We start from the raw sequence: 19,958 nt of genomic DNA, 5'->3' as shown, positions 1-19,958 counted from the left end.
CGACCTGCACGAATGGCGTAACGACTTCCCCGCTGTCTCCAACGCAGACTCAGTGAAATTGAATTCCCCGTGAAGATGCGGGGTTCCTGCGGTTAGACGGAAAGACCCCGTGCACCTTTACTATAGCTTTACACTGGCATTCGTGTCGACATGTGTAGGATAGGTGGTAGACTTTGAAGCAGTGGCGCCAGCCATTGTGGAGTCATCCTTGAAATACCACCCTTATCTATATGGATGTCTAACTGCGGCCCGTTATCCGGGTCCAGGACCGTGTATGGTGGGTAGTTTGACTGGGGCGGTCGCCTCCTAAAGAGTAACGGAGGCGCGCGATGGTAGGCTCAGAACGGTCGGAAATCGTTCGTCGAGTGCAATGGCATAAGCCTGCCTGACTGCAAGACTGACAAGTCGAGCAGAGACGAAAGTCGGTCATAGTGATCCGGTGGTCCCGCGTGGAAGGGCCATCGCTCAACGGATAAAAGGTACGCCGGGGATAACAGGCTGATGACCCCCAAGAGTCCATATCGACGGGGTTGTTTGGCACCTCGATGTCGACTCATCGCATCCTGGGGCTGGAGCAGGTCCCAAGGGTATGGCTGTTCGCCATTTAAAGCGGTACGTGAGTTGGGTTCAGAACGTCGTGAGACAGTTCGGTCCCTATCTGCCGTGGGTGTAGGAATATTGATAGGATCTGTCCCTAGTACGAGAGGACCGGGATGGACGTATCTCTGGTGGACCTGTTGTCGTGCCAACGGCATAGCAGGGTAGCTATATACGGACGGGATAACCGCTGAAGGCATCTAAGCGGGAAACCCACCTAAAAACGAGTATTCCCTATCAGAGCCGTGGAAGACTACCACGTTGATAGGCCGGGTGTGGAAGTGCGGCAACGCATGTAGCTTACCGGTACTAATAGCTCGATCGACTTGATCACTCCCATTTACAATATCCATCAAGCATAGCTTGATGATGATAAAAGCACGAAAGACAACCAGCTTCTCATATTTGTGTTCTTCGCCGACCTGGTGGTTATGGCGGAGCGGCTGCACCCGATCCCATTCCGAACTCGGCCGTGAAACGCTCCAGCGCCAATGGTACTTTGTCTTAAGACACGGGAGAGTAGGTCGCTGCCAGGTCTGCTAAGCACACAAATAATTCCATCTTCTCAAATCAATATAAAACAGCTTTACTAGCGCTATGCGCACAAACTACCCAACCGGTTCAATAAACACCCTGGCGCGGGGTGGAGCAGCCCGGTAGCTCGTCAGGCTCATAACCTGAAGGCCGCAGGTTCAAATCCTGCCCCCGCAACCAAAAATCCATAACAAATACAAATTGTTACGCCTCCTTCGGGAGGCTGTTCGCGTTCCCGAAAATCCCCTCCGGCGTTATATCTGAGGCATCAGAGGGAAAGCTGTCGCGCAGTGGCGAAGGGGTGGTAAGGGTATAGCGATCCAGGGCTGGAGGTATGAGAGGGCAAGAATCCGGGATGATGCCCATGACATCGTTGTTCCGTGCAATGATATTCTTTCCGGCACGCCAGTGATTGCTAACGCGCGAATTCCAGCTCATGATGTATTGGCTGCTCCGGTCGCAAGCGTAACAGCAGAGCAAACCCTCACGAACTTCCCCCCGCTGGCTACTCATCATATTGAGTTACTGGCATCCTATCGTAGTATGGGTTGGATTGGATCGTTGAATACAGCGCTGATCCGTACTCCGTATATCGAACCTTCATAAAAGCCCGATTCACGATATACTTTTATCGCACGGTCGCCACCCAAGCTCTACTCCGCTCTGTACAAAAATCTGGCCGCGAACGAGCCTTATGTCCAATTAGATGGACAAAACTTGATTAAACGTCATTGCTATGACACAATGTACAAAAATCCGGACATGAGATGGCCTTACGTCCACTTAAATGAACAAAGCTGATATCACTGTGCCCCGTCAGAGAAGCTATTCCAGAGTTACGCGTCAAGCGCTTGCTATGATCGGCAAGCTGATCCGCGTCGGCCGTGCCGAGCGAGGCCTGACCGCACAGGAACTGGCGGACCGCGCCGGCATCAGCCGCACCACCCTCTCTAGTATCGAAAAAGGCGCACCGGGTCCTGAGATAGGCCTCGTCTTTGAGGTTGCCTCACTCGTCGGTGTGCGTCTGTTCGACTATGACGAGCGCACGCTCCAGATTCACAATGCCCGACTCGATGAAAAACTGACACTGCTGCCGAAGAGCGTACGCCATGCCGTGAAGGAGGTCGATGATGACTTCTAAGGCAGACACTACCGAAGCTTTTGTGTGGATGTGGTTACCGGGGGCAACGGAACCGGTGGTGGCCGGCCGCCTCGACCAGGTTGGCGAGCGCCTGCTTTTTACCTACGGCGCGAGCTATCGCCGCCGGAAGAGTGCCATTCCCATCTACGAACCTGAACTTCCACTCCAAGCAGGTGTCATTGCGCCCATCAACGGCCTGACGATGGCAAGTTGCATCCGCGACGGCTCGCCTGATGCCTGGGGCCGCCGTGTCATCATCAACAGGCTGATGGGCAAAAAGCCGGACGCCGCCGGCGTGCCGGAGCTCAGCGAGCTGACCTTTCTGCTCCAGTCCGGCTCTGACCGCATCGGTGCCCTCGATTTCCAGGTATCTGCCACAGATTATTTCCCCCGCCTTGCCGCACAAGCATCGCTTGATGAGCTCATGGAAGCTGCCGCCCTCATCGAAAAAGGCGTCCCCCTGACCCCTGCACTCGACCAGGCCATCCATCATGGCACGTCGATTGGCGGTGCACGTCCCAAGGCGCTTATCGACGATGGCACAAAGAAGTTCATCGCCAAATTCTCAGCGGCCAACGACACCTATAGCGTCGTGAAGGCCGAGTTCATCGCGATGAAGCTAGCAGCAGCCTGCGGAATCAACGCCGCTCCCGTGTCGATGGCCTGCGCCGCCCATAAGGATGTGTTGCTTATTGAACGCTTCGACCGTACACACACAAAGGATGGCTGGACGCGGCACGACATGGTCTCAGCTCTGACCATGCTGGGTCTTGATGAAATGATGGCCCGCTATGCCTCATACGAAGACCTCGCCGAACTCATTCGCCATCGCTTCACCGACCCTAAGGACACGCTCAAGGAACTCTACGGGCGGATTTGCTTCAACGTGCTGTGCGGCAATACCGACGACCACGCTCGCAATCATGCGGCTTTCTGGAATGGGAAGATGCTGACGCTCACGCCGGCTTATGACATCTGCCCGCAAAGCCGCGCGGGCAACGAAGCCACACAGGCTATGCTGATCAAGGGCGAGGGCCGTGCCAGCACGATCGCCACCTTGCTCGCTGCTGCGCCTGACTATCACCTGAAAGAGGCGGAAGCCGCCGTGCTGATCGAACATCAGATCACGACCATCGCCGAATACTGGCAAGAAGTTTGCGACGAAGCAGACCTCAGCCACGTCGATCGCCAGCTGTTCGCCGGACGCCAGTTCCTTAACCTTTATGCCCTCGAAGGGCTCGATAACCACAAGGCGCTCCAGGATAACTTCCGCGCCGGACAGGCAACGCTCATAGCCAGCGGAGGCGCGTGAACATGCCCCCTGCTTGAGTCAATTCTTCGCACACACAGGATTGACCAATACGATTAAATATGGCGGTCAAGATGACACACTTCCAATTCCAGGCAATCGTTGGCTGCCAACATTTCGTATTTCGCTGAAGCGACGTGCCTCTTTTCCAAACGTTCCCTAGATCAGTCGAATACACATCTGCATTAACTATTTGGCATATGGTATAATTTGAAATTGTAAAGAGGCGCCCCAGCGGCAACATACTGCGCGGCGAAGAAAGCCATTGTTGCTAGTTGGCAAAGATATCAGTGCTAGCTGCTCCTTTGTGAGTAGCAATCTCCGGCTCGTCCGTTATTCGGTCTCAACTCGCAAGCATCATGCCCTTCATGTAGCGTTTTCGCCGCGGCTCCGCCCGTTCGTTTCACCATGTGCCCGTAGTTAACAGCAGGTCTGGCGAATATCTGATATGCCCAACAAACGAGATTCCTTTCCTGAACCGAGAGGATTTCGACAGCGTGATACTTCTAGCCTTTTACCTAGCGGCCATTCTAGGGCCATATAGCCATGTCGGTGATGTTATATTGGTCTCCGGCCAATAGCTATAGACCTAACCGCCGCCACACATAGGCAAATCGTGCTGCGGGCTAATGCGCATCGCTTCTGGCTGATGGTCATACCACAAGCCAATCCCCCGAGTACGTTGCGTACCATTCAATAGCGAGTGCAATTGAAGTTGAAGGCTCGTGCAGCCCGCAAGCATCCTACGATTTCACTCGCTAGGAACTCTGACGGAGCAAAGACGCGATTTTCGCACCAATCAAAGCTTTAGCGATTTTTCCTGCGGCAGTATCATGTTTAGAATGATTGCGAAAATAGCACCGAATGCAATCGATGAGCCGAGAAAATAACGAACGAGATCAGGTAGGCTGTCTACAAATTCTTTCGGCACCAAGGTTGCAAAAAGTGCCATGAGGATTGGCAATCCAACGACCAACATGTTGCGCTCTGTCATTGCGCAATGACGCACGACTCGAAACCCATTGATCGCAATTACTGCGCACACGACGCCGAAAACACCACCGATCACCGGCGCTGGGATGACTGCGATCACCGCAGCCAGTTTACCGATCAAACCAAACAGCACAAGGAAGACGCCTGCAGCAGCGAATGCCACCCGGCTAGCGATCCCTGTTACTGCAATGATACCGGCATTTGACGAATATCCTGTCACAGGTGTGCTGCAGAGTAATGCGCTCGTCAGGCAGCCGAGCCCTTCACCCATTGCACCGCGGTCGAGTTGTTCTTTAGTCAACGGCTTGTCGGTCACTGCACTAATTGCAAACCACGTTCCAGTGGTTTCTGCCAGTACTACGAGATAGACCACGATCATCGTAAGTATCGCTGACATAGAAAAGCTTACATCGAAATTAATGAATGCGATGCGGGGCACGCTGAACCATGCTGCGTCAATCACAGGCTGTAAGCTGAAACGCCCCATCAATGAGGCGGCGATACATCCGCCGACGAGTGCAATGACCACAGACGAAACACGTAGCCAATTACCGCTTGTGCCCATGCTTATTCCGATAACAATGCTTGCGACAAGCAGCACAGCTGATGTTGCGGCGAGCGCGATGTTCTGGGTGAGAGTTCCGGTGCCGTGAACAGCGAACACGCTCTCGCGCAACGCAACTGGCATTAGCGCGATACCCACCACGATGATGATCGTTCCGCCAACCAACGGTGGCACGAGCCGGCCAACAATCTTATGGAAGACGCCTGTTAATCCCAACAAGGCAATAACAATGGCGCCGGGGATCAAAGCGCCGATGACAGTTGAAAGACCTGCAATTCCTCCACCTGCACCAAATGCAATAGCGAGGACTGCACCGATCGGTACGTAAGACGGACCCTGAACGATGGGAAGGCGCATGATCCATTGCGATTGGATAAGCGTTGCGATGCCCGCCGCCAGAAAGCCCGATTGGATAAACGCCGCTGAATCAGGGACGTTAAACGCCAGTACCGAAGCAATGATAAACGGCACGATGTAGACGTCCATCGCGAGGACATGCTGAAGCCCAAGAAATGCGGCTTTTGCTGGAGGAATTTTATCATCAGGTCCGGCGACGAGCGCACCCTCATATGCTTGCGGTGATTCCATGCATTAAATCCCTCTTCGGATATGGGGTGGCCTTTATTTCCTGGGCGCCTTCGTGTCACAAATCTTAATATAGAAATGGACAGATAATTCACTTAGAAGATTCGCATCGATTTTGGTTTATCCCATGTTTTGTTGCCGCTTTCCCAAAGCTTCGCTAACGGGCGGTATAGAGGATTTTTATGCATAATACGGTAATCTGCGGCGCTGCTTTCCACACCCCTGAGCTTGGCCGAATAGAGGCAATGGATCGCGTAGCGATAGCGGTTGATTCAAAAGGCATCATCTCTCGTGTCGAAATCGACGGCACAGCGGACTTTGATCGCTTGGTCGCGGATGCCAGGGCTTCTAACCAGTTGATTGAGCTGGAAGAGGGGAGCATTCTGATGCCAGGACTTGTTGATCTTCATATTCATGCTCCACAGTGGCCGCAACTTGGCAAAGCCTTGGATAAACCGCTTGAAGTCTGGCTGCAGAAATATACGTTTCCGCTGGAAGCCAAGTATGAAGACGTTGATTTTGCCCGAATTGTGTATCGCGACCTGGTGCGTAGCCTGTTAGCACATGGCACAACGACTGCGGTTTATTTCGCCACGACGCATGTCGAGGCTTCGGTAGAGCTTGCTCAAATCTGCCTCGATGAAGGCCAACGTGCTTTTGTAGGTAAGGTGGCAATGGATGATCCGGAGCAGTGTCCCGCATATTATCGCGATGAAAACGCTCATACGGCGATCGCGGACACACGCGCCTTCATTGACCGTGTACGTGCTTTGGATGGCAGGGAAGATGCGTTAGTCAGACCGATCATTACGCCGCGCTTTATCCCCAGCTGCAGCGATGCACTTTTACAAGGGCTAGGGGACCTCGCTGCTGAAACTGGCTGCCTGGTTCAAACACATTGTTCGGAAAGTGACTGGGAACGTGATTTCGTTCTTTCCCGACATGGCCGTACAGACAGTGAGGTGTTGCGCGATTTTGGGTTGCTGCGTGAACATACCGTGCTTGCACACTCAAATTTCGTCAACGAAGAGGATCTCCAGCTCATCCGTGAGAAGGGTGCAGCCGTGGCTCATTGTCCGTTGTCGAATTTCTACTTCGCCAATGCGGTTTTTCCTTTGCGAAAAGGGCTCGACATGAAGGTGAGGACTGGCCTGGGTAGCGATATCTCCGGGGGGCATAGCCCTTCAGTTCTAGATGCATGCCGCCACGCCCTGACGGCATCACGGGCTCATAGTAGTGGTGTCGATGCGTCGCTACCAGCCGCTAGTAGAGGTGCAGATAGCGCACCAGTCACAGTGGCAGAGACACTCTGGTTGGCGACTGCCGGTGGAGGCGAGGCAATCGGGCTGCCGGTTGGAAAGTTCGCTCCAGGTTTTCGCTTTGATGCAATCCTTATTGATACCAATCGCCCAGCTAGCCCTATAAAAGTTTGGCCGGGGATAGACACGTTAGAAGAGATGGCCGCTAAGATCGTGCTGAACGCCGGCAGGGAAAGTATCGCGCGCGTGTGGGTCGAGGGTAGGGAAGTCTTACGAAGTTAGCGTTTTCGAGCGAGAAATTTGCCAGGACCGGTTTTTTTAAGTGCTTAGCAATTTCGGTAGCTCAATTTTATACCGAGAAACCTATCAGCTAATCGATGAATTAGTCCATAGTGCTCAGTATAACTACGGAAGCGTACCCAAATCATAAGATAAAATGAATTTAATATGAAAGTGACTGGAAAGCCACTCGGGTTCATGCGTCGATCATGGGAAAATCGCTTAGGATGAGCTCACTACGGTCGAGCATAATGTCGAGCGCAGTATCCGGCAGCGGACGACCTCAATCCTGTTCTGTCGATTGGGCTGGGGAATACGGGCTCGAGCTACCACGATCTGACGAGCGGCGTGAGACCATACTGCTAAACGGTTTTCCGGACAGCACTGATGCCCCTTGCCTAATTGAGCAGGGTAGAGAGCGGATTACACAGCTATCGTCTCGAATTGTTCGAGATTGCCTGTTTCGCCGGCTCGTATTGCGAGCCTACGACAAACGATGCGCGATAACAGGGCTGAAGTTGATCGATGATGGCGGACGTGCTGAAGTTGACGCCGCACACATCCGACCTGTTGGGGAGAATGGGCCTGACATTCTTTCAAATGGGATTGCTTTATCCGGGACGGCCCACGGGATGTTTGATTGAGGGCTAATTTGCCTATCTGATGAACTCGAGATTCTCATCTCACGTCATGCGAATGATCGCGGTAGCATTAAGGGACTGATCAATAAGACCGGGCGAGCGATCGGTCCCACGGGTGTTTACGAGCGACCGCATCCCCATTTCGTGCGTTGGCATCGCGAGAATATGTTTAAACATTGAGGCTTGAGAGTCTCTGGTGACCAAGTTTGGTGAATAGAGGAGATCTTCTATTGTCATCATTGGTAAGCCCGCCATTCGGCGGGCTTTATTGTTTTTGGAATCGTGTTGTAAATTGAGGCGATAATCAGATCTGAAAAACGCTACACGGTTTCAGTAACCTTTCGGAGGTTCTTAGGTGCGTCTGGATTTAATCCGCGAGCCTGCGCCACATATTCAATAAACCGATAGTAAGCTCCTAGCCCAACAAGAGGATCAACCAGGCCATTGCCTGTCGATGCAGTATGGATTGTCTTTCCTGCAATAATGCCTTCGCCGATTGTTACAACATCCGCGCCCAATCCGATCAGACGATCAATAGCTTGTCGATTGGCATTATAAGCTTCATCCTGATTGAGAAAGGCTATCACTGGGAAGTTGCCGTGCACGAGGCGGATTGGGCCGTGCATGACTTCGGCAAGCGAAAATGCTTCCGCATGTATCCCGCAGGTCTCTTTGGCTTTCAGAGCCGCCTCCAAGGCAACTGCGAAACCGGTTCCGCGGCCCACCACATACATTCCATTGATTGCCGAAAGACGAGAAGCCAGACTACTATCGATCGTTGCGTTGGTGGTTTGCTCCAGAGCTTCTGGTAATCTCGTTAACGCGTGTTGAAGTGGGGGGGCTTCGGCTATAGCTGCGGTAACGGCTGCAAGCGCCGTAGCCCCCGCGATACAGGATTTGGTGGCAGCGACGCTTTGTTCTTGTCCGGCGCGGAGGTTAAGAACAATATCGGCCTCTCGTGCTAATGGGCTGTCAATGACATTGACCACAGCAACTGTAATTGCGCCGCCCTTTTTTGCAGCCTTCTGTAAAGCAACAATATCTGGACTTGCGCCGGATTGCGAGACAGTAAAATGTAAACCGCCTTCTAATCGCAGACGACCATTGTAAACCGACGTGATGGACGGCCCGATGGATGCAACCGGTATGCCAACGCTGATTTCAAACAGATACTTAAAAAACGATGCAGCATGATCAGAAGATCCACGCGCGGCTGTTGTAATGACACGCGGCGTGCGCTGCTGGTAGATACGTTTGATTTCGGCGAATGTTGCCGCTTCTTCTCTTAACAAGCGAGAAACAACTGAAGACGCTTCTATTGTTTCTTGTCGCATAAAGGATGGTGTGGCCATGGCTGCCCCTCATTAGAAAGGTAAATTCGCTGATAATTTAGCTCTGCAAAATCGAAGCGCCGCCGAGAGCCTGCACTGCAAGGCTACCGCGCTGAACACCTGCTTCCAGACTTTCCAGTGCGGACCGTCCATCGATCCAGAAGTCGATAAATCCGGCATTGAAAGCGTCGCCAGCGCCGGTGGTGTCAACCACCTTAACTTTCTCGGCAGGCAGGTGAATCGCTGTATTTTCGACACGCACCCAAGCGCCCTGTGATCCTGTTTTTAAAGCCACGACTGGAAAATTCTGGGACAGGATATCAAGTGCTCTACTTGCATCGCTCTCTCCAGTAATTGCTTCAGCTTCTTCGCTGTTGGGAAGGAAAATATCCACTCCCTCACACTTCTTCAGAAGGTCATCACTGTAGATAAGAGTTTCATCCCAACTTGGATCAAGGGATACCGTCAGGCCTGCAGCTTTGGCCTTTAATATGAGATCGGGCATTTCGTGTAGTGTCGCATATTCTGCAATGTGCAAGTGTTTTGCACTTTTCCAGCTTAGCGCCTCGTCCAACGTTGACGGATGTGCCGTTCCGGCGCGGCGCGACAAGAATGCACGGTCATTGCCAATCACGCTAGCGACAGTCACTTGCGGTCCGGCCTCATCCGATACTTCCAGAAAACGCAAATCAAGGCCTTGGACAGTCAGATCCTGTTTCAGACTTTGTGACAGAGTGTCTGTCCCAAGACGCGCAACGAGTGCGACCGAGCGGCCCACATGCGCGAAATGTGCAGCGGAAATGAATGCGCCACCACCGGCAACAATTTTCATATCGCCCGCGAACACCTCGCGTCCCAGCTGTGGTAAAGCATCCAGGCCGGTGAAAATCAGGTCGCAGTATAACCGTCCTATGCTTAGGACTGCAGGAGATTTGAACTGTTTTGACATTATAGGCGACCGCGGCTCTTTTCTGTCTTGGCATCAAACAGATACAGGCTGCCCGAAGGCGCTGATGCAGTCAGTGTGGTGCCTGTCTGTGGCACGGTTTTTCCCGGCGCTGTGGCGATAATCGCACTGCCATTCACATCCAGATGAACCAGCGTTTCTGCTCCCAGGGGCTCTACTGCTGTCACAATGCCTTGAAGGGACAGGCTTCCCTCTACCGACGCTTCGCCGACCTTCAGCTCGTGCGGTCGAATGCCGATGAGAAGATCACCATCTTCTGCAAAACCCACTCTCTCACCAGTACGACGACCTTTAATCAGGTTCATCGATGGGCTGCCGATAAAGCGAGCTGTAAAGACATCAACTGGATGCTCGTAAAGCTCAGTCGGAGTTCCGGTCTGTAAAATCTGACCATCGCGCATCACGACAATACGATCAGCCATGGTCATAGCTTCGACCTGGTCGTGGGTGACGTAAACCGTTGTTGTCTTGAGACTCTGATGGAGGCGCTTGATTTCGATGCGCATCTGCGCACGTAATTGGGCGTCAAGATTTGACAGTGGTTCATCGAACAAGAAGGCCGATGGATTGCGTACCATTGCGCGGCCAATCGCAACGCGCTGGCGCTGACCACCAGATAAAGCAGCTGGGCGGCGATCCAGATAGGGGGTCAGGCCAAGAGAGGCGCCTACGTCCTCGATACGTTTGGCCTTCTCTGCCTTTGAAAGATTGGAGGTATAAAGCCCGAAGCCAATATTCTGACGCACGCTCATATGCGGATAGATTGCATAATTCTGAAACACCATAGCAATATTGCGCTGCTTTGGATCACGCTCATTGACCACCTCATCACCGATTTTTAGTCGGCCACCAGATATATCTTCTAGTCCCGCAATCATCCGCAAGGTTGTGGATTTGCCACAACCGGAAGGGCCGACGAATACAACAAATTCGCCGTCTGCAATCTGAAGATCAATCGCGCGCACCGCTTCGACTTTGCCATAACGTTTGACAAGTTTCTCAAGTTCAATAGTTGCCATTAACGTCTCTCCGCAAGGGCGCTGAATTTTTGATTAAGTTCGCTATCTGCCTTGGCCTCAAAATCGGCTAGTTCAGAAGCTCGTACGTTAAAAGCGAGGGCGGCATTTTGGTAAATTGCTAGCGCTGCAGCCATCGCTTCGGGTCCTGGGCCACCGAGCCGGTCACGCACTGCAACGAAATGCTGCGGCGAGACAAGTTGCTCGAATTTCTCGTGTCCGAATGAGGGTTCGCGTTTGGTGGCTTCGCGAAATGCATCAAGGAATGGCGCGAAGCCATCATTCTCAAGTCCGCCACCCTGCGCCACTACAGCACGTGCGACCTTGGCTGCAATCTCGTGTGCGTGGCGGAACGATAAGCCTTCAATGCGGACCAGCGAGTCTGCAAGTTCTGTGATTGTAATGCATGAACGGCGGATATTCTCCGCGACGCGGATTGGATCAATGCGGATTGCTTCAATGAACGCGCTCAGTAAATCAAGCACACGTCCCGCTGAGGCAAAAGCCTCGTAACCCATTTGCTGTGTTTCACCTTCACTGTCGTTCATGTCTGTGAAAGGCGTGTTGTGCATTACATCAAGCACAGTACGTGCCCGCCCCATGGTCTGGCTCGACAGATGCCGCATATGCTCAATCGGTACCGGATTGCGTTTTTGTGGCATGATTGAAGAAATCTGCACAAATGCATTCGGCACATAAATCTGGCCGACCTCAAAACTTGTCCAGAATTGGAAATCCTGAATAAGCCGACCGAGATGAATGAACATCAATTCCAGCGCGGAATAGGTCGAAGTCACATAGTCGACTGCGGCGATACAACTATAGGAATTGTTTAAGGGGGCGGCAAAACCCAATAGCTCCGAGACGCGTTGGCGGTCGATCGGGAAGCCAGAGGTGGTGATGGCTGCCGCCCCCATTGGAGACTGGTTAACAATAACGCGAGCTGCTTCAATCCGCTCAATGTCGCGGATCAGCACCTCCGTGGCTGCCGCAAGATAGTGGCCGAAGGTTGTCGGCTGTGCTGGCTGGCCATGCGTATATGCGACGATTAAGGTCGCCTGCTCGCGGTCTGCAGCTGCAATGAGAACCTTGAGCAGCTGACGAGATTTGTGAAGCAGTACATCAAGCTGTCTCTTCAAACCGATTTTGAACAAGGTGTGGTCGATATCATTGCGCGAACGTGCTGTGTGCAATCGACCTGCAACATCCGCACCGATACGGGTTTTGAGTTCCTTCTCAATCAGAAAGAAGAAATCTTCGACTTCGCCGGTATAGCTTAGTTCAGCCGGATTGATCTCTTGATCGATTGCAACAAGCGCACCTGCGATCTGTGCCGCCTGTTCACGATCCACAATCCCACTTTCCACCAGCATCACCAGATGGGCGCGATCAATTCGACGAAAGCCATCGACATGGTGCGTTTTGGCGCTGTCGAACAGAGGGCGCAGCACCGTCTCTACGTAGACTGGATTTGGAAAGACACTGTTGTCGGAAAGTTTTGGGTCAAGATCTGACATGATTCACCCTTTAAGACCTGCAAGCATGACGCCACGCACAATGTAACGTTGGAGAAGCATGAAGACGACTAGCGTTGGCAGTGTGGCAATCGCAGCCCCAGTCATGATCATCTCCCACTGGATTGATTGCTCGACAGCAAAGCTCGATAATCCTACTGGCAGCGTATAAAGTTCGGGGCTTGTGGAAACGATCAGTGGCCAGAAAAATGCTGTCCAGTTGCCGAGAAAGGTGAAAATTGCCAGTGCTGAGAGGGCCGGTGTGACCAAGGGCATCGCAATCTTCCACCAGATCTCGAACTCGTTGAGACCGTCCACGCGTGCCGCTTCGAGGAAGTCATTGGGCACTCCTTCAAAGAATTGTTTCATGAGAAAGGTGCCGAAGGCGGTCATCATACCTGGGAACATGATGCCCCAATAGCTGTCCAGCCAGCCAAGCTTGCTAGACATCAGGTACCATGGAATGACCAGCATTTCGGTCGGGATCATGAGTGTCGACAGGATCGCGAGAAAGATGAAGTAGCGACCACGAAACTGAAATTTTGCCAGTGTGTAACCCACAAGGCTATCAAAGAACACGTTCGATAATGTTACGACGACTGCAACAATCATCGAATTCATGAACCAGCGTACAAAGCGGCCATCTGCGAGAATTGTCGCATAGTTTTGTAATGTGGGTTCCGCTGGAATAAGCCGAAGGTCGTAAACCTGACTGGCTGTTTTCAACGAGGTTGAAAACATGAAAGCCAGAGGCGTTATCATAATCAGGCCGCCAATAAACAGCAAAGTCCATGTTACAATACGGCCAGGCTTCAGGTTCTGGAAAGGGAGTGGTTTGGTTGGGGTTGTCATTTCTTTTCCCTTAGAATCCAGAGCTGCAGCAGGGACACGCAGAGCAGAATGATGAAGAGGATAATCGTTTGCGCAGCCGCATAGCCCATCGCGTAGGATGAGAATGCCGTTTGATAGATCATTAACACCAGAGGCTTCGTTGACCCCAGAGGCCCGCCTGGATCGTTGGTGGTCATGTTGTAGACTTGATCAAAAATACGCAGGAAACCGATCGATGAGAAGACCACCAGAAATACTGTCGTTGGCTTCAAAAGTGGAATGGTAATCTTGCGTAGGATCGCCCACTCCCCAAGGCCATCAATGCGTGCGGCCTCATAGAATGTGTTGGGAACAGCGCGCAAACCAGCCATGAAGATGATGATCTGAAAGCCAAGCCCTGCCCAGATTGATGTTGCCATGATGGCATAGAGACCTTGATCGACAGAGCGCAGGAAGCCTTGCTGAGGCAGACCTATAGAACTCAGAATATTATTGATGAATCCAATGGGAGCAGGCTGATAGAACCAACGCCAGACCCAAGCCATTGCGGCTGCAGTGGTAAGGTAAGGCAGGAAGTACAAGGCTCGAATGAAGCCGTGCAAAAATCTTATGCGGTCCAGATAGTATGCGATGACAAACGCCAGAACCAGACTGATGGGGGTGCCAACCAATAGATAGACGAAGGTGTTTTTAAATACTTTCCAGAATTCCGGATCGGCAAACAGCTTCTGATAGTTTGCAATCCCAATAAATTCCGGTGGGCTCATCAAGTCCCAATTGGTGAAAGAGAGCCAGAAAGCTTCAATCGTGGGATAAAAGCGAATGACGCTGTAAAAGAGGATTGGTAGCGCCAAAAAGCTCCATACCCAAATCAGTCGTCTGGTTTTCATCGACAGGCGATCTGTCAGCCGCGATCTGTTAGGGCCGCGCGCTGAGCGGTCTGGTTCAGCTGTCATTGTCATACTCAAAATCCTTCGGCTAGCCCATCATGCAGGGTAACCATGGTCGGAAATCAGCAGTTGCGTTGATAACAACAGATGCAACTGTTGATGCCGCAAATCGGTTTGTAATAACTGAGATATAGAGAGTGGGCGGCTCACAAGGGCAGCCCACTCTCGTCATCGTTACTTCGCTGTGTCCAAAATGGCTTGTTCAGCCTTGGCAGCTTCCTCAAGAGATTCCTTGACCGGCTGATTTTGCAAGATCACGCGGTTCGACATATCGACAATGATCTGGCGCTGCTTCAACTCATCGGTGAACATGGTGGTGTGGGCATACTCCAGACCTTTAAGGAATGGCCCATAGACCGGATCGGAAAGATTATTTTCTGTCAGTGCAGCGGAGCGACGTGCAGGCAATTCGCCAACGCCCTTCAGCCAGATTTCCATTGCTTCTGGCGAGGTGATGTAATTGAGAAATTTTGAGGCAGCTTCCAGCTTTTCGCCTTTTGCTGAAGCGCTGATGCCATTGGCAAAATAGCTGGCGTAATTTGATCGCAAGCCTTCAGAATTGGCAGGCAGTTCGGTCACGCCCCACTCGAAATCCTTGATTGTGTTGAACGCTGCCAGACGAAATGTTCCATCAATCGTCATTGCGGCTTTGCCAGAACGGAAAGCGGCGTGACCTTCGTCCATGAACTTGACTTCGCCAACCTTATACTTGGTCTGGAGATCGGTGTAGAACTGCAGAGCCTTCTCGCCGGCCGCGTCGTTGTAGGCGACCTTGCGGTAGTCATCGCTGTATGGAGCGCCTCCGAACTGGCGCACCAGCACTTCACGCCACCAATGCAAGTCCTGCCCTGGCATATCGAGCGTGATGCCTTCGCTCAGTAGATTGCCGGAAGCATCGCGTTTTGTTGCTTTCTGGGCGTAAGCGAGCAGCTCGTCGAGATTTTTTGGTGGGTTCTTGGGGTCGAGGCCGGCTTCTTCAAAAAGCTTTTTGTTGTAAAACAGAGCGAGCGAGCGAACTGCAGTTGGCAAACCGTAATATTCATCACCGCGCTTCATCGCGCCGACGATGGGGAAGAACTCACTCTCAATTTTGTCGTGCGGGAAAGCGTCCAGCGGAAGCGGCTGCAGGATGCCACCTGCGGCAAATTTATCGAGCCAGCCATAGAACAGCTGCATCACATCGGGACTTTTGCCAGCCATCTTCGCAGCAATTACCCGGGTCTGATAATCGTCATAAGGAAATGTGACCTGTTTGACTTTGATATCAGGATTGGCTTTTTCGAAATTCTCGATCAGCTTATCCATCGTCTTGACGCGCGATTCAAAGACGTACTGCCAATACTCTATTTCAACTGCTTGAGCAGCGTTGATTGCGATCGAGCTCAACCCGGCCACAAGGCCCGCAAGTAGCAATTTACCCATTTGCATTAGACCTCCCCATTGCTCAGCCCCTCTGGTGCCCGAGCAAGGTATTTGCAGGTCGATGACCTGCTGGTTCCACCATTGCCGCGTTTTCTGCGCAGCATCCTCACCGCCGACAGATTAGCAACGTGCCATCAGCGCCGACAGAGCGATCGACGCCCCACTACTAGGCTTCAATTTTACTGCTCATTTGTCAATAAGATAATTTAGTTGAATTAATATATTGCTGTTAAAACCTGCTTGCGCTATTTCATTTTAAGCATTGGACGTGGGCATGAAATCGAAGGCGGCGAACGCACCAGCTATGGCGCAACCGGACACGCAACCAGTCACTATGGGAAAAAATCCCGAACGAATCCGAGACCATAACCGGCGTGTGGTTCTTGATGTCGTCCGCCGGCATGGTCCTGTGGGGCGTATGCATATCGCCCGTTTGACGCATTTGACGGCGCAGGCAATCGCAAATATCGTCGATGAGCTGGTTGCAGAAAATTTTTTGATGCAACTCGGAAGATTGAAGACCGGGCGCGGCCAACCACCAATCCAGTTTGCTGTCAATCCGTCAGGAGCAATGACAATCGGCATTGAGATGGGTTCGACCCATATAGTCGCAACGGTTCTTGATCTATCAGGCGTGCCGCGTAAGAAGCAGGTTCATCTCATGGGGGATACGCGGCCGGAGGCGCTTTGCCGTCAGCTGCGCATTGAGATTGACAAGATCAAGTCCGAATTCGATGCGCGTCTGCTGGGGATTGGTGTTGTGATGCCGGGGCCGTTTGGAATTGAAGGCATGACATCGGTTGGTCCAACGACACTGCCGGGGTGGGCGGGAATTGATGCTGCAACCGTTTTGAGTGATGCATTTGGTGAGCCGGTCATCGTTGAAAACGATGCGAACGCTGCAGCTGTTGGTGAGCGGCTGTTTGGCGCTGGGCGTTCGGTTTCGAATTTTGCAATGATCTATTTTGGAGCCGGTATCGGTCTCGGCATGATTCAAGATGGCGCGCCGTTTCGAGGGGCATTTGGCAATGCGGGTGAAATTGGACATATCTCCATCGTACCTGGCGGGCGCCTTTGTTCCTGCGGTCAACATGGTTGCCTGGAAACCTATTCGTCTGTGCACGTTCTCAAAGAGAAGCTAGCCCATGCGGGATTTTTCGATATCAGCACCGAGAAGTTGGAGGAACTGCTCCGTAACGAAAACGCAGTGGTTATGGAGTGGGTAGCAGATGCTGCAAGGCATCTCGCGCAGATGATCGCAATCATCGAAAACATTGTGGACCCTGAAACTATTGTTCTGGGCGGCATGCTTCCAGATTCCGTTATCGATGCACTTATATCGCATATGGATATGCTGCCCATATCTGTTGCGAATAGAAGCGTACGCGCTCTGCCGCGTGTGCTTCGTGGGCAAACTGGTCAGTTTACGGCAGCGCTTGGAGCTGCGTCTTTGCCCATGTTTGAGGTCATGACGCCGAAGCTTGATATGAGTCTTTAGATGCAGAAGATCCATCAAAGACACAAATGTATGGCAAGTGGTGGGTTGTTTGCCTCTTGACTATTTGCAAGTCAGCAGTAGTCGTTATGTTGGTTTCAGGCGACCGGTTGTTTGTAAAACATCAGGGAAACATCTATAGATTATCGAATGTTAGGGTGAAGCCTGATGAGGATTTCCGCGCTATATGGTGGTCGATTTACCCAGTGCTCCAGTTTAGATTTGACAAAAGCCGATTGTAAATAATCAAATGTAAAATACTCGTATTGACATCTGTCGATCAATTGGTGATTTTTGTCATGCGTGGTCAAGGAGGATGCCGTGCAGACGCTGTTAAGAACTGAGACCCTGAAAAAATCATTCGGCAGCATTGCTATACATCGCAATGGCCAGACGGACCTGCGAATAGGCTCGGTCCAAGTAGGCGGAAATTGCGTAGGCAAATCCGTGTTTCTCTCTATATTAATAGGTGTTGAGCGCGACGGCGCCAAAATCTCGCTGCGCGGTGAAGAAGTTCAGGGCCCGACGTCTACGGAAGCGCTTCAACCTGGTATTGAGATTCGAGCGGGCGCCGAGTTCTGTTCCACAAAGGCGTTGTGTGAAGAAATCTTCTCGGTTGCCAACCTTCTGATCGATGGTGGCTACACACTTCATTAAAAAACTGAACAATTCTCCGTTTGTTCGAGGCCGGGACTATGGCTTTTAGATTATAGAGCGGGAACTAATCTCTCGCCTCCGATAGGTGCAAAATGCAAAGATTTATCAACAATCCGGATGAAGTGGTCGAAGACACCGTCAAGGGGTTTGTCAAGGCGCATAGAGACCTGGTCCGGCTTTCGACAGAAAACCCTCGCGTGGTTGTGGCCAAAGAAGCTCCTATCGAGGGAAAAGTCGGTGTCATTACCGGCGGTGGCTCAGGCCATGAGCCTGCATTCATCGGCTATACTGGCAAGAACCTGTTGGACGCGGTTGCGGTTGGGGAGCTGTTCTCCTCGCCGACCGCTAAGAGCTTCTATGATGCGGCGCGTGAAGCCAATGGTGGCAAAGGTGTCGTCTGCCTCTACGGCAATTATGCTGGCGACAACATGAACGTCAAAATGGCCATAAAGCTTGCCTCCAAAGCTGGAATAGAAATTCTGACCGTCGTTGCCAATGACGATGTATGTTCTGCTCCTATCGAAGAACGCGAAAAGCGTCGCGGTGTTGCTGGCGAGATTTTCATGTGGAAGGTTGGCGGTGCAAAGGCTGCATCGGGCGCAAGCCTTCAGGAAGTTCAGGCGACGGCACAAAAGGCCATCGACAATTGCCGTTCAATCGGGGTCGGCCTTGGTCCGTGCACGCTGCCTGCCGTTGGCCATCCAAACTTTCAGATTGAGCCGGGCACCATGGAGGTCGGCATCGGCCATCATGGTGAGCCGGGCGTTCGCGTCGAACCACTCAAGCGTGCTGATGAAATTGCCAGCGACATGAGCAAGATCGTTCTTGACGATCACAATTTGCCTGAAGGCACTGAAGTTGCTGTTCTGGTTTCCGGCCTTGGCGCAACGCCGATCAATGAGCTTTATATCCTCAACGATACGATAGAGCAGGAAATCACCGCTCGAGGTCTCAAGATTTATCGCACCTATGTTGGCAACTATTTCACATCGCTTGAAATGGTTGGTGCAACGCTCACCGTCATGGCTTTGGATGATGAACTCAAAGCACTGTTGGACGTAGAAGCCTCCTCAACTGCAGTGTTGTAAGAAAGAAACCTATAATGCACACATTCAGGAATGCAGGATCGGGTGAGATCGTTCTTTCGCTTGCCGACCGTATCTTCGAGAATAAAGCGTATCTCAGCGAAATCGACGGCAAGATCGGTGATGGCGACCATGGTGTAAATATGGCCAAGGGCTTCGGCCTTGCAGCGGACCGCCTGAGAGGCAAGGACGTAAGCCTTGCTGAAGGTCTTGATACACTCGGAACAGTTTTGCTTACCGAAATCGGTGGCTCGATGGGGCCGCTTTATGGCGTAATGTTTAACGAGTTCGCAGAAAAACTGGAAGGCGTTGATAACATCGACGCAAACGTATTCAGCACAATGCTGCATGCAGGTCTCGAAGGCATTCAGTCGATCGGTTCAGCCAAGCTGGGTGACAAAACGTTGCTCGACACTTTGATCCCTGCAATCAGTGCTTTTGACGATGCAAACGCTAATGGTCAGTCCTTTGCTGAAAGCCTCGACGCAATGTCAGCGGCAGCCGAGGTCGGGCGCGATTCAACGCTTAATCTCGTGGCGAAAATCGGTCGCGCGAGCCGTCTTGGTGAACGTTCGCTGGGCGTTCTTGATGCGGGCGCGACATCTTGTGCGCTGATTCTAACCGAACTTGCGGCACAGGCAAAGAGCCGCTTGCTATAAGTATCTCGGCCCTGATTTGAAGTTTGTCGTCTGAAAGCTGTGTGGGCCCGCACGTTTCAGGCGCCGAATTTGTCTCATCTTGTTGCAATTGCGTTTGAACGCTTTCATGTTTGCTGCGCAGGAGAGAG

Annotated in this window: 16 protein-coding genes, 1 tRNA gene, 2 rRNA genes and 1 pseudogene (1 of these 20 running past the window's edge); 12 read left to right on the top strand and 8 right to left on the bottom strand. The window is 52.1% G+C overall.

Annotated features, from left to right (window positions below; genetic code table 11):
• The 6 genes from KMS41_17530 to KMS41_17505 all read left to right on the top strand — a co-directional run.
• A 23S ribosomal RNA gene (locus KMS41_17530) occupies window positions 1-931 on the top strand; it begins 1,881 nt to the left of the window's first position.
• Window positions 932-1,018: 87 nt separating this feature from the next.
• Window positions 1,019-1,133 (top strand): 5S ribosomal RNA (gene rrf, locus KMS41_17525).
• A gap of 101 nt (window positions 1,134-1,234) precedes the next feature.
• Window positions 1,235-1,311 (top strand) — tRNA-Met (locus KMS41_17520).
• 228 nt (window positions 1,312-1,539) lie between these two features.
• Complete coding sequence (locus KMS41_17515; protein ID QWK79282.1) at window positions 1,540-1,737, top strand: hypothetical protein; 198 nt, start codon at window positions 1,540-1,542, stop codon at window positions 1,735-1,737.
• A gap of 250 nt (window positions 1,738-1,987) precedes the next feature.
• The gene (locus KMS41_17510) at window positions 1,988-2,272 is read left to right on the top strand and encodes a helix-turn-helix domain-containing protein (protein ID QWK80298.1); all 285 of its coding nucleotides are present in this window, start codon (window positions 1,988-1,990) and stop codon (window positions 2,270-2,272) included.
• Window positions 2,262-3,584, top strand: a complete 1,323-nt coding sequence (locus KMS41_17505; GenBank protein QWK80299.1) for a type II toxin-antitoxin system HipA family toxin — start codon at window positions 2,262-2,264, stop codon at window positions 3,582-3,584. Before KMS41_17510 ends, KMS41_17505 begins: the two co-directional genes overlap by 11 nt.
• Before the next feature lie 796 nt (window positions 3,585-4,380).
• Here the strand turns inward: KMS41_17505 and KMS41_17500 are convergent.
• Window positions 4,381-5,727, bottom strand: coding sequence for a purine/pyrimidine permease (locus KMS41_17500; GenBank protein QWK79281.1), 1,347 nt, complete (start codon window positions 5,725-5,727; stop codon window positions 4,381-4,383).
• 242 nt (window positions 5,728-5,969) lie between these two features.
• On the opposite strand from KMS41_17500, the gene guaD reads away from it, so the two are divergent.
• Window positions 5,970-7,265, top strand: coding sequence for a guanine deaminase (gene guaD, locus KMS41_17495; GenBank protein ID QWK80297.1), 1,296 nt, complete (start codon window positions 5,970-5,972; stop codon window positions 7,263-7,265).
• A gap of 206 nt (window positions 7,266-7,471) precedes the next feature.
• A pseudogene (locus KMS41_17490) lies at window positions 7,472-8,083 on the top strand (HNH endonuclease).
• A 140-nt stretch (window positions 8,084-8,223) separates the two neighbouring features.
• On the opposite strand, the gene KMS41_17485 reads toward KMS41_17490, so the two are convergent.
• The 7 genes from KMS41_17485 to KMS41_17455 form a co-directional block, all read right to left on the bottom strand.
• Entirely contained in the window at window positions 8,224-9,255 is a 1,032-nt protein-coding gene (locus KMS41_17485) for an SIS domain-containing protein (protein ID QWK79280.1), read from the bottom strand.
• Window positions 9,256-9,292: 37 nt separating this feature from the next.
• On the bottom strand, window positions 9,293-10,183 hold the full coding sequence (locus tag KMS41_17480; GenBank protein QWK79279.1) for a sugar kinase: 891 nt from the start codon (window positions 10,181-10,183) through the stop codon (window positions 9,293-9,295).
• Window positions 10,183-11,220: a sn-glycerol-3-phosphate ABC transporter ATP-binding protein UgpC gene (gene ugpC, locus KMS41_17475; GenBank protein QWK79278.1), complete on the bottom strand. Its 1,038-nt coding sequence runs from the start codon at window positions 11,218-11,220 to the stop codon at window positions 10,183-10,185. The genes KMS41_17480 and ugpC overlap by 1 nt, the downstream gene beginning before the upstream one ends.
• Complete coding sequence (argH, locus tag KMS41_17470) at window positions 11,220-12,734, bottom strand: argininosuccinate lyase (protein QWK79277.1); 1,515 nt, start codon at window positions 12,732-12,734, stop codon at window positions 11,220-11,222. Before argH ends, ugpC begins: the two co-directional genes overlap by 1 nt.
• Window positions 12,735-12,737: 3 nt before the next feature.
• Complete coding sequence (locus KMS41_17465) at window positions 12,738-13,583, bottom strand: carbohydrate ABC transporter permease (GenBank protein ID QWK79276.1); 846 nt, start codon at window positions 13,581-13,583, stop codon at window positions 12,738-12,740.
• Window positions 13,580-14,524 carry a sugar ABC transporter permease gene (locus tag KMS41_17460; GenBank protein ID QWK79275.1) on the bottom strand — a complete coding sequence of 315 codons (945 nt, stop codon included), beginning with the start codon at window positions 14,522-14,524 and terminating at the stop codon, window positions 13,580-13,582. Before KMS41_17460 ends, KMS41_17465 begins: the two co-directional genes overlap by 4 nt.
• 162 nt (window positions 14,525-14,686) lie before the next feature.
• Window positions 14,687-15,934, bottom strand: coding sequence for an extracellular solute-binding protein (locus KMS41_17455; protein ID QWK79274.1), 1,248 nt, complete (start codon window positions 15,932-15,934; stop codon window positions 14,687-14,689).
• Between the two features lie 274 nt (window positions 15,935-16,208).
• On the opposite strand from KMS41_17455, the gene KMS41_17450 reads away from it, so the two are divergent.
• The 4 genes from KMS41_17450 to dhaL all read left to right on the top strand — a co-directional run bounded on the left by KMS41_17450 (window position 16,209) and on the right by dhaL (window position 19,830).
• Window positions 16,209-17,432, top strand: coding sequence for an ROK family protein (locus KMS41_17450; GenBank protein QWK79273.1), 1,224 nt, complete (start codon window positions 16,209-16,211; stop codon window positions 17,430-17,432).
• Between the two features lie 318 nt (window positions 17,433-17,750).
• Entirely contained in the window at window positions 17,751-18,086 is a 336-nt protein-coding gene (locus KMS41_17445; GenBank protein ID QWK79272.1) for a hypothetical protein, read from the top strand.
• A 92-nt stretch (window positions 18,087-18,178) separates the two neighbouring features.
• Complete coding sequence (locus KMS41_17440; protein ID QWK79271.1) at window positions 18,179-19,174, top strand: dihydroxyacetone kinase subunit DhaK; 996 nt, start codon at window positions 18,179-18,181, stop codon at window positions 19,172-19,174.
• A 14-nt stretch (window positions 19,175-19,188) separates the two neighbouring features.
• Window positions 19,189-19,830: a dihydroxyacetone kinase subunit L gene (gene dhaL, locus KMS41_17435; GenBank protein ID QWK79270.1), complete on the top strand. Its 642-nt coding sequence runs from the start codon at window positions 19,189-19,191 to the stop codon at window positions 19,828-19,830.
• The last annotated feature ends 128 nt before the right edge of the window (window positions 19,831-19,958 follow it).

Source organism: Ochrobactrum sp. BTU1, from assembly GCA_018798825.1.
Classification (GTDB): domain Bacteria; phylum Pseudomonadota; class Alphaproteobacteria; order Rhizobiales; family Rhizobiaceae; genus Brucella.
Note: the sequence above shows the minus strand (reverse complement) of the source record. Positions and strands in the feature narration are given on the sequence as shown.

Bases quoted from the DNA above. Each gene is read 5' to 3' on its own strand.
- guaD (QWK80297.1), top strand. From the start codon at position 5,970: ATGGATCGCGTAGCGATAGCGGTTGATTCAAAAGGCATCATCTCTCGT.
- KMS41_17455 (QWK79274.1), bottom strand. From the start codon at position 15,934: ATGGGTAAATTGCTACTTGCGGGCCTTGTGGCCGGGTTGAGCTCGATC.
- KMS41_17465 (QWK79276.1), bottom strand. From the start codon at position 13,583: ATGACAACCCCAACCAAACCACTCCCTTTCCAGAACCTGAAGCCTGGC.
- argH (QWK79277.1), bottom strand. From the start codon at position 12,734: ATGTCAGATCTTGACCCAAAACTTTCCGACAACAGTGTCTTTCCAAAT.
- KMS41_17505 (QWK80299.1), top strand. From the start codon at position 2,262: ATGACTTCTAAGGCAGACACTACCGAAGCTTTTGTGTGGATGTGGTTA.
- KMS41_17510 (QWK80298.1), top strand. From the start codon at position 1,988: ATGATCGGCAAGCTGATCCGCGTCGGCCGTGCCGAGCGAGGCCTGACC.
- KMS41_17500 (QWK79281.1), bottom strand. From the start codon at position 5,727: ATGGAATCACCGCAAGCATATGAGGGTGCGCTCGTCGCCGGACCTGAT.
- dhaL (QWK79270.1), top strand. From the start codon at position 19,189: ATGCACACATTCAGGAATGCAGGATCGGGTGAGATCGTTCTTTCGCTT.
- KMS41_17460 (QWK79275.1), bottom strand. From the start codon at position 14,524: ATGACAATGACAGCTGAACCAGACCGCTCAGCGCGCGGCCCTAACAGA.
- KMS41_17450 (QWK79273.1), top strand. From the start codon at position 16,209: ATGAAATCGAAGGCGGCGAACGCACCAGCTATGGCGCAACCGGACACG.
- KMS41_17485 (QWK79280.1), bottom strand. From the start codon at position 9,255: ATGGCCACACCATCCTTTATGCGACAAGAAACAATAGAAGCGTCTTCA.
- KMS41_17480 (QWK79279.1), bottom strand. From the start codon at position 10,183: ATGTCAAAACAGTTCAAATCTCCTGCAGTCCTAAGCATAGGACGGTTA.
- KMS41_17440 (QWK79271.1), top strand. From the start codon at position 18,179: ATGCAAAGATTTATCAACAATCCGGATGAAGTGGTCGAAGACACCGTC.
- ugpC (QWK79278.1), bottom strand. From the start codon at position 11,220: ATGGCAACTATTGAACTTGAGAAACTTGTCAAACGTTATGGCAAAGTC.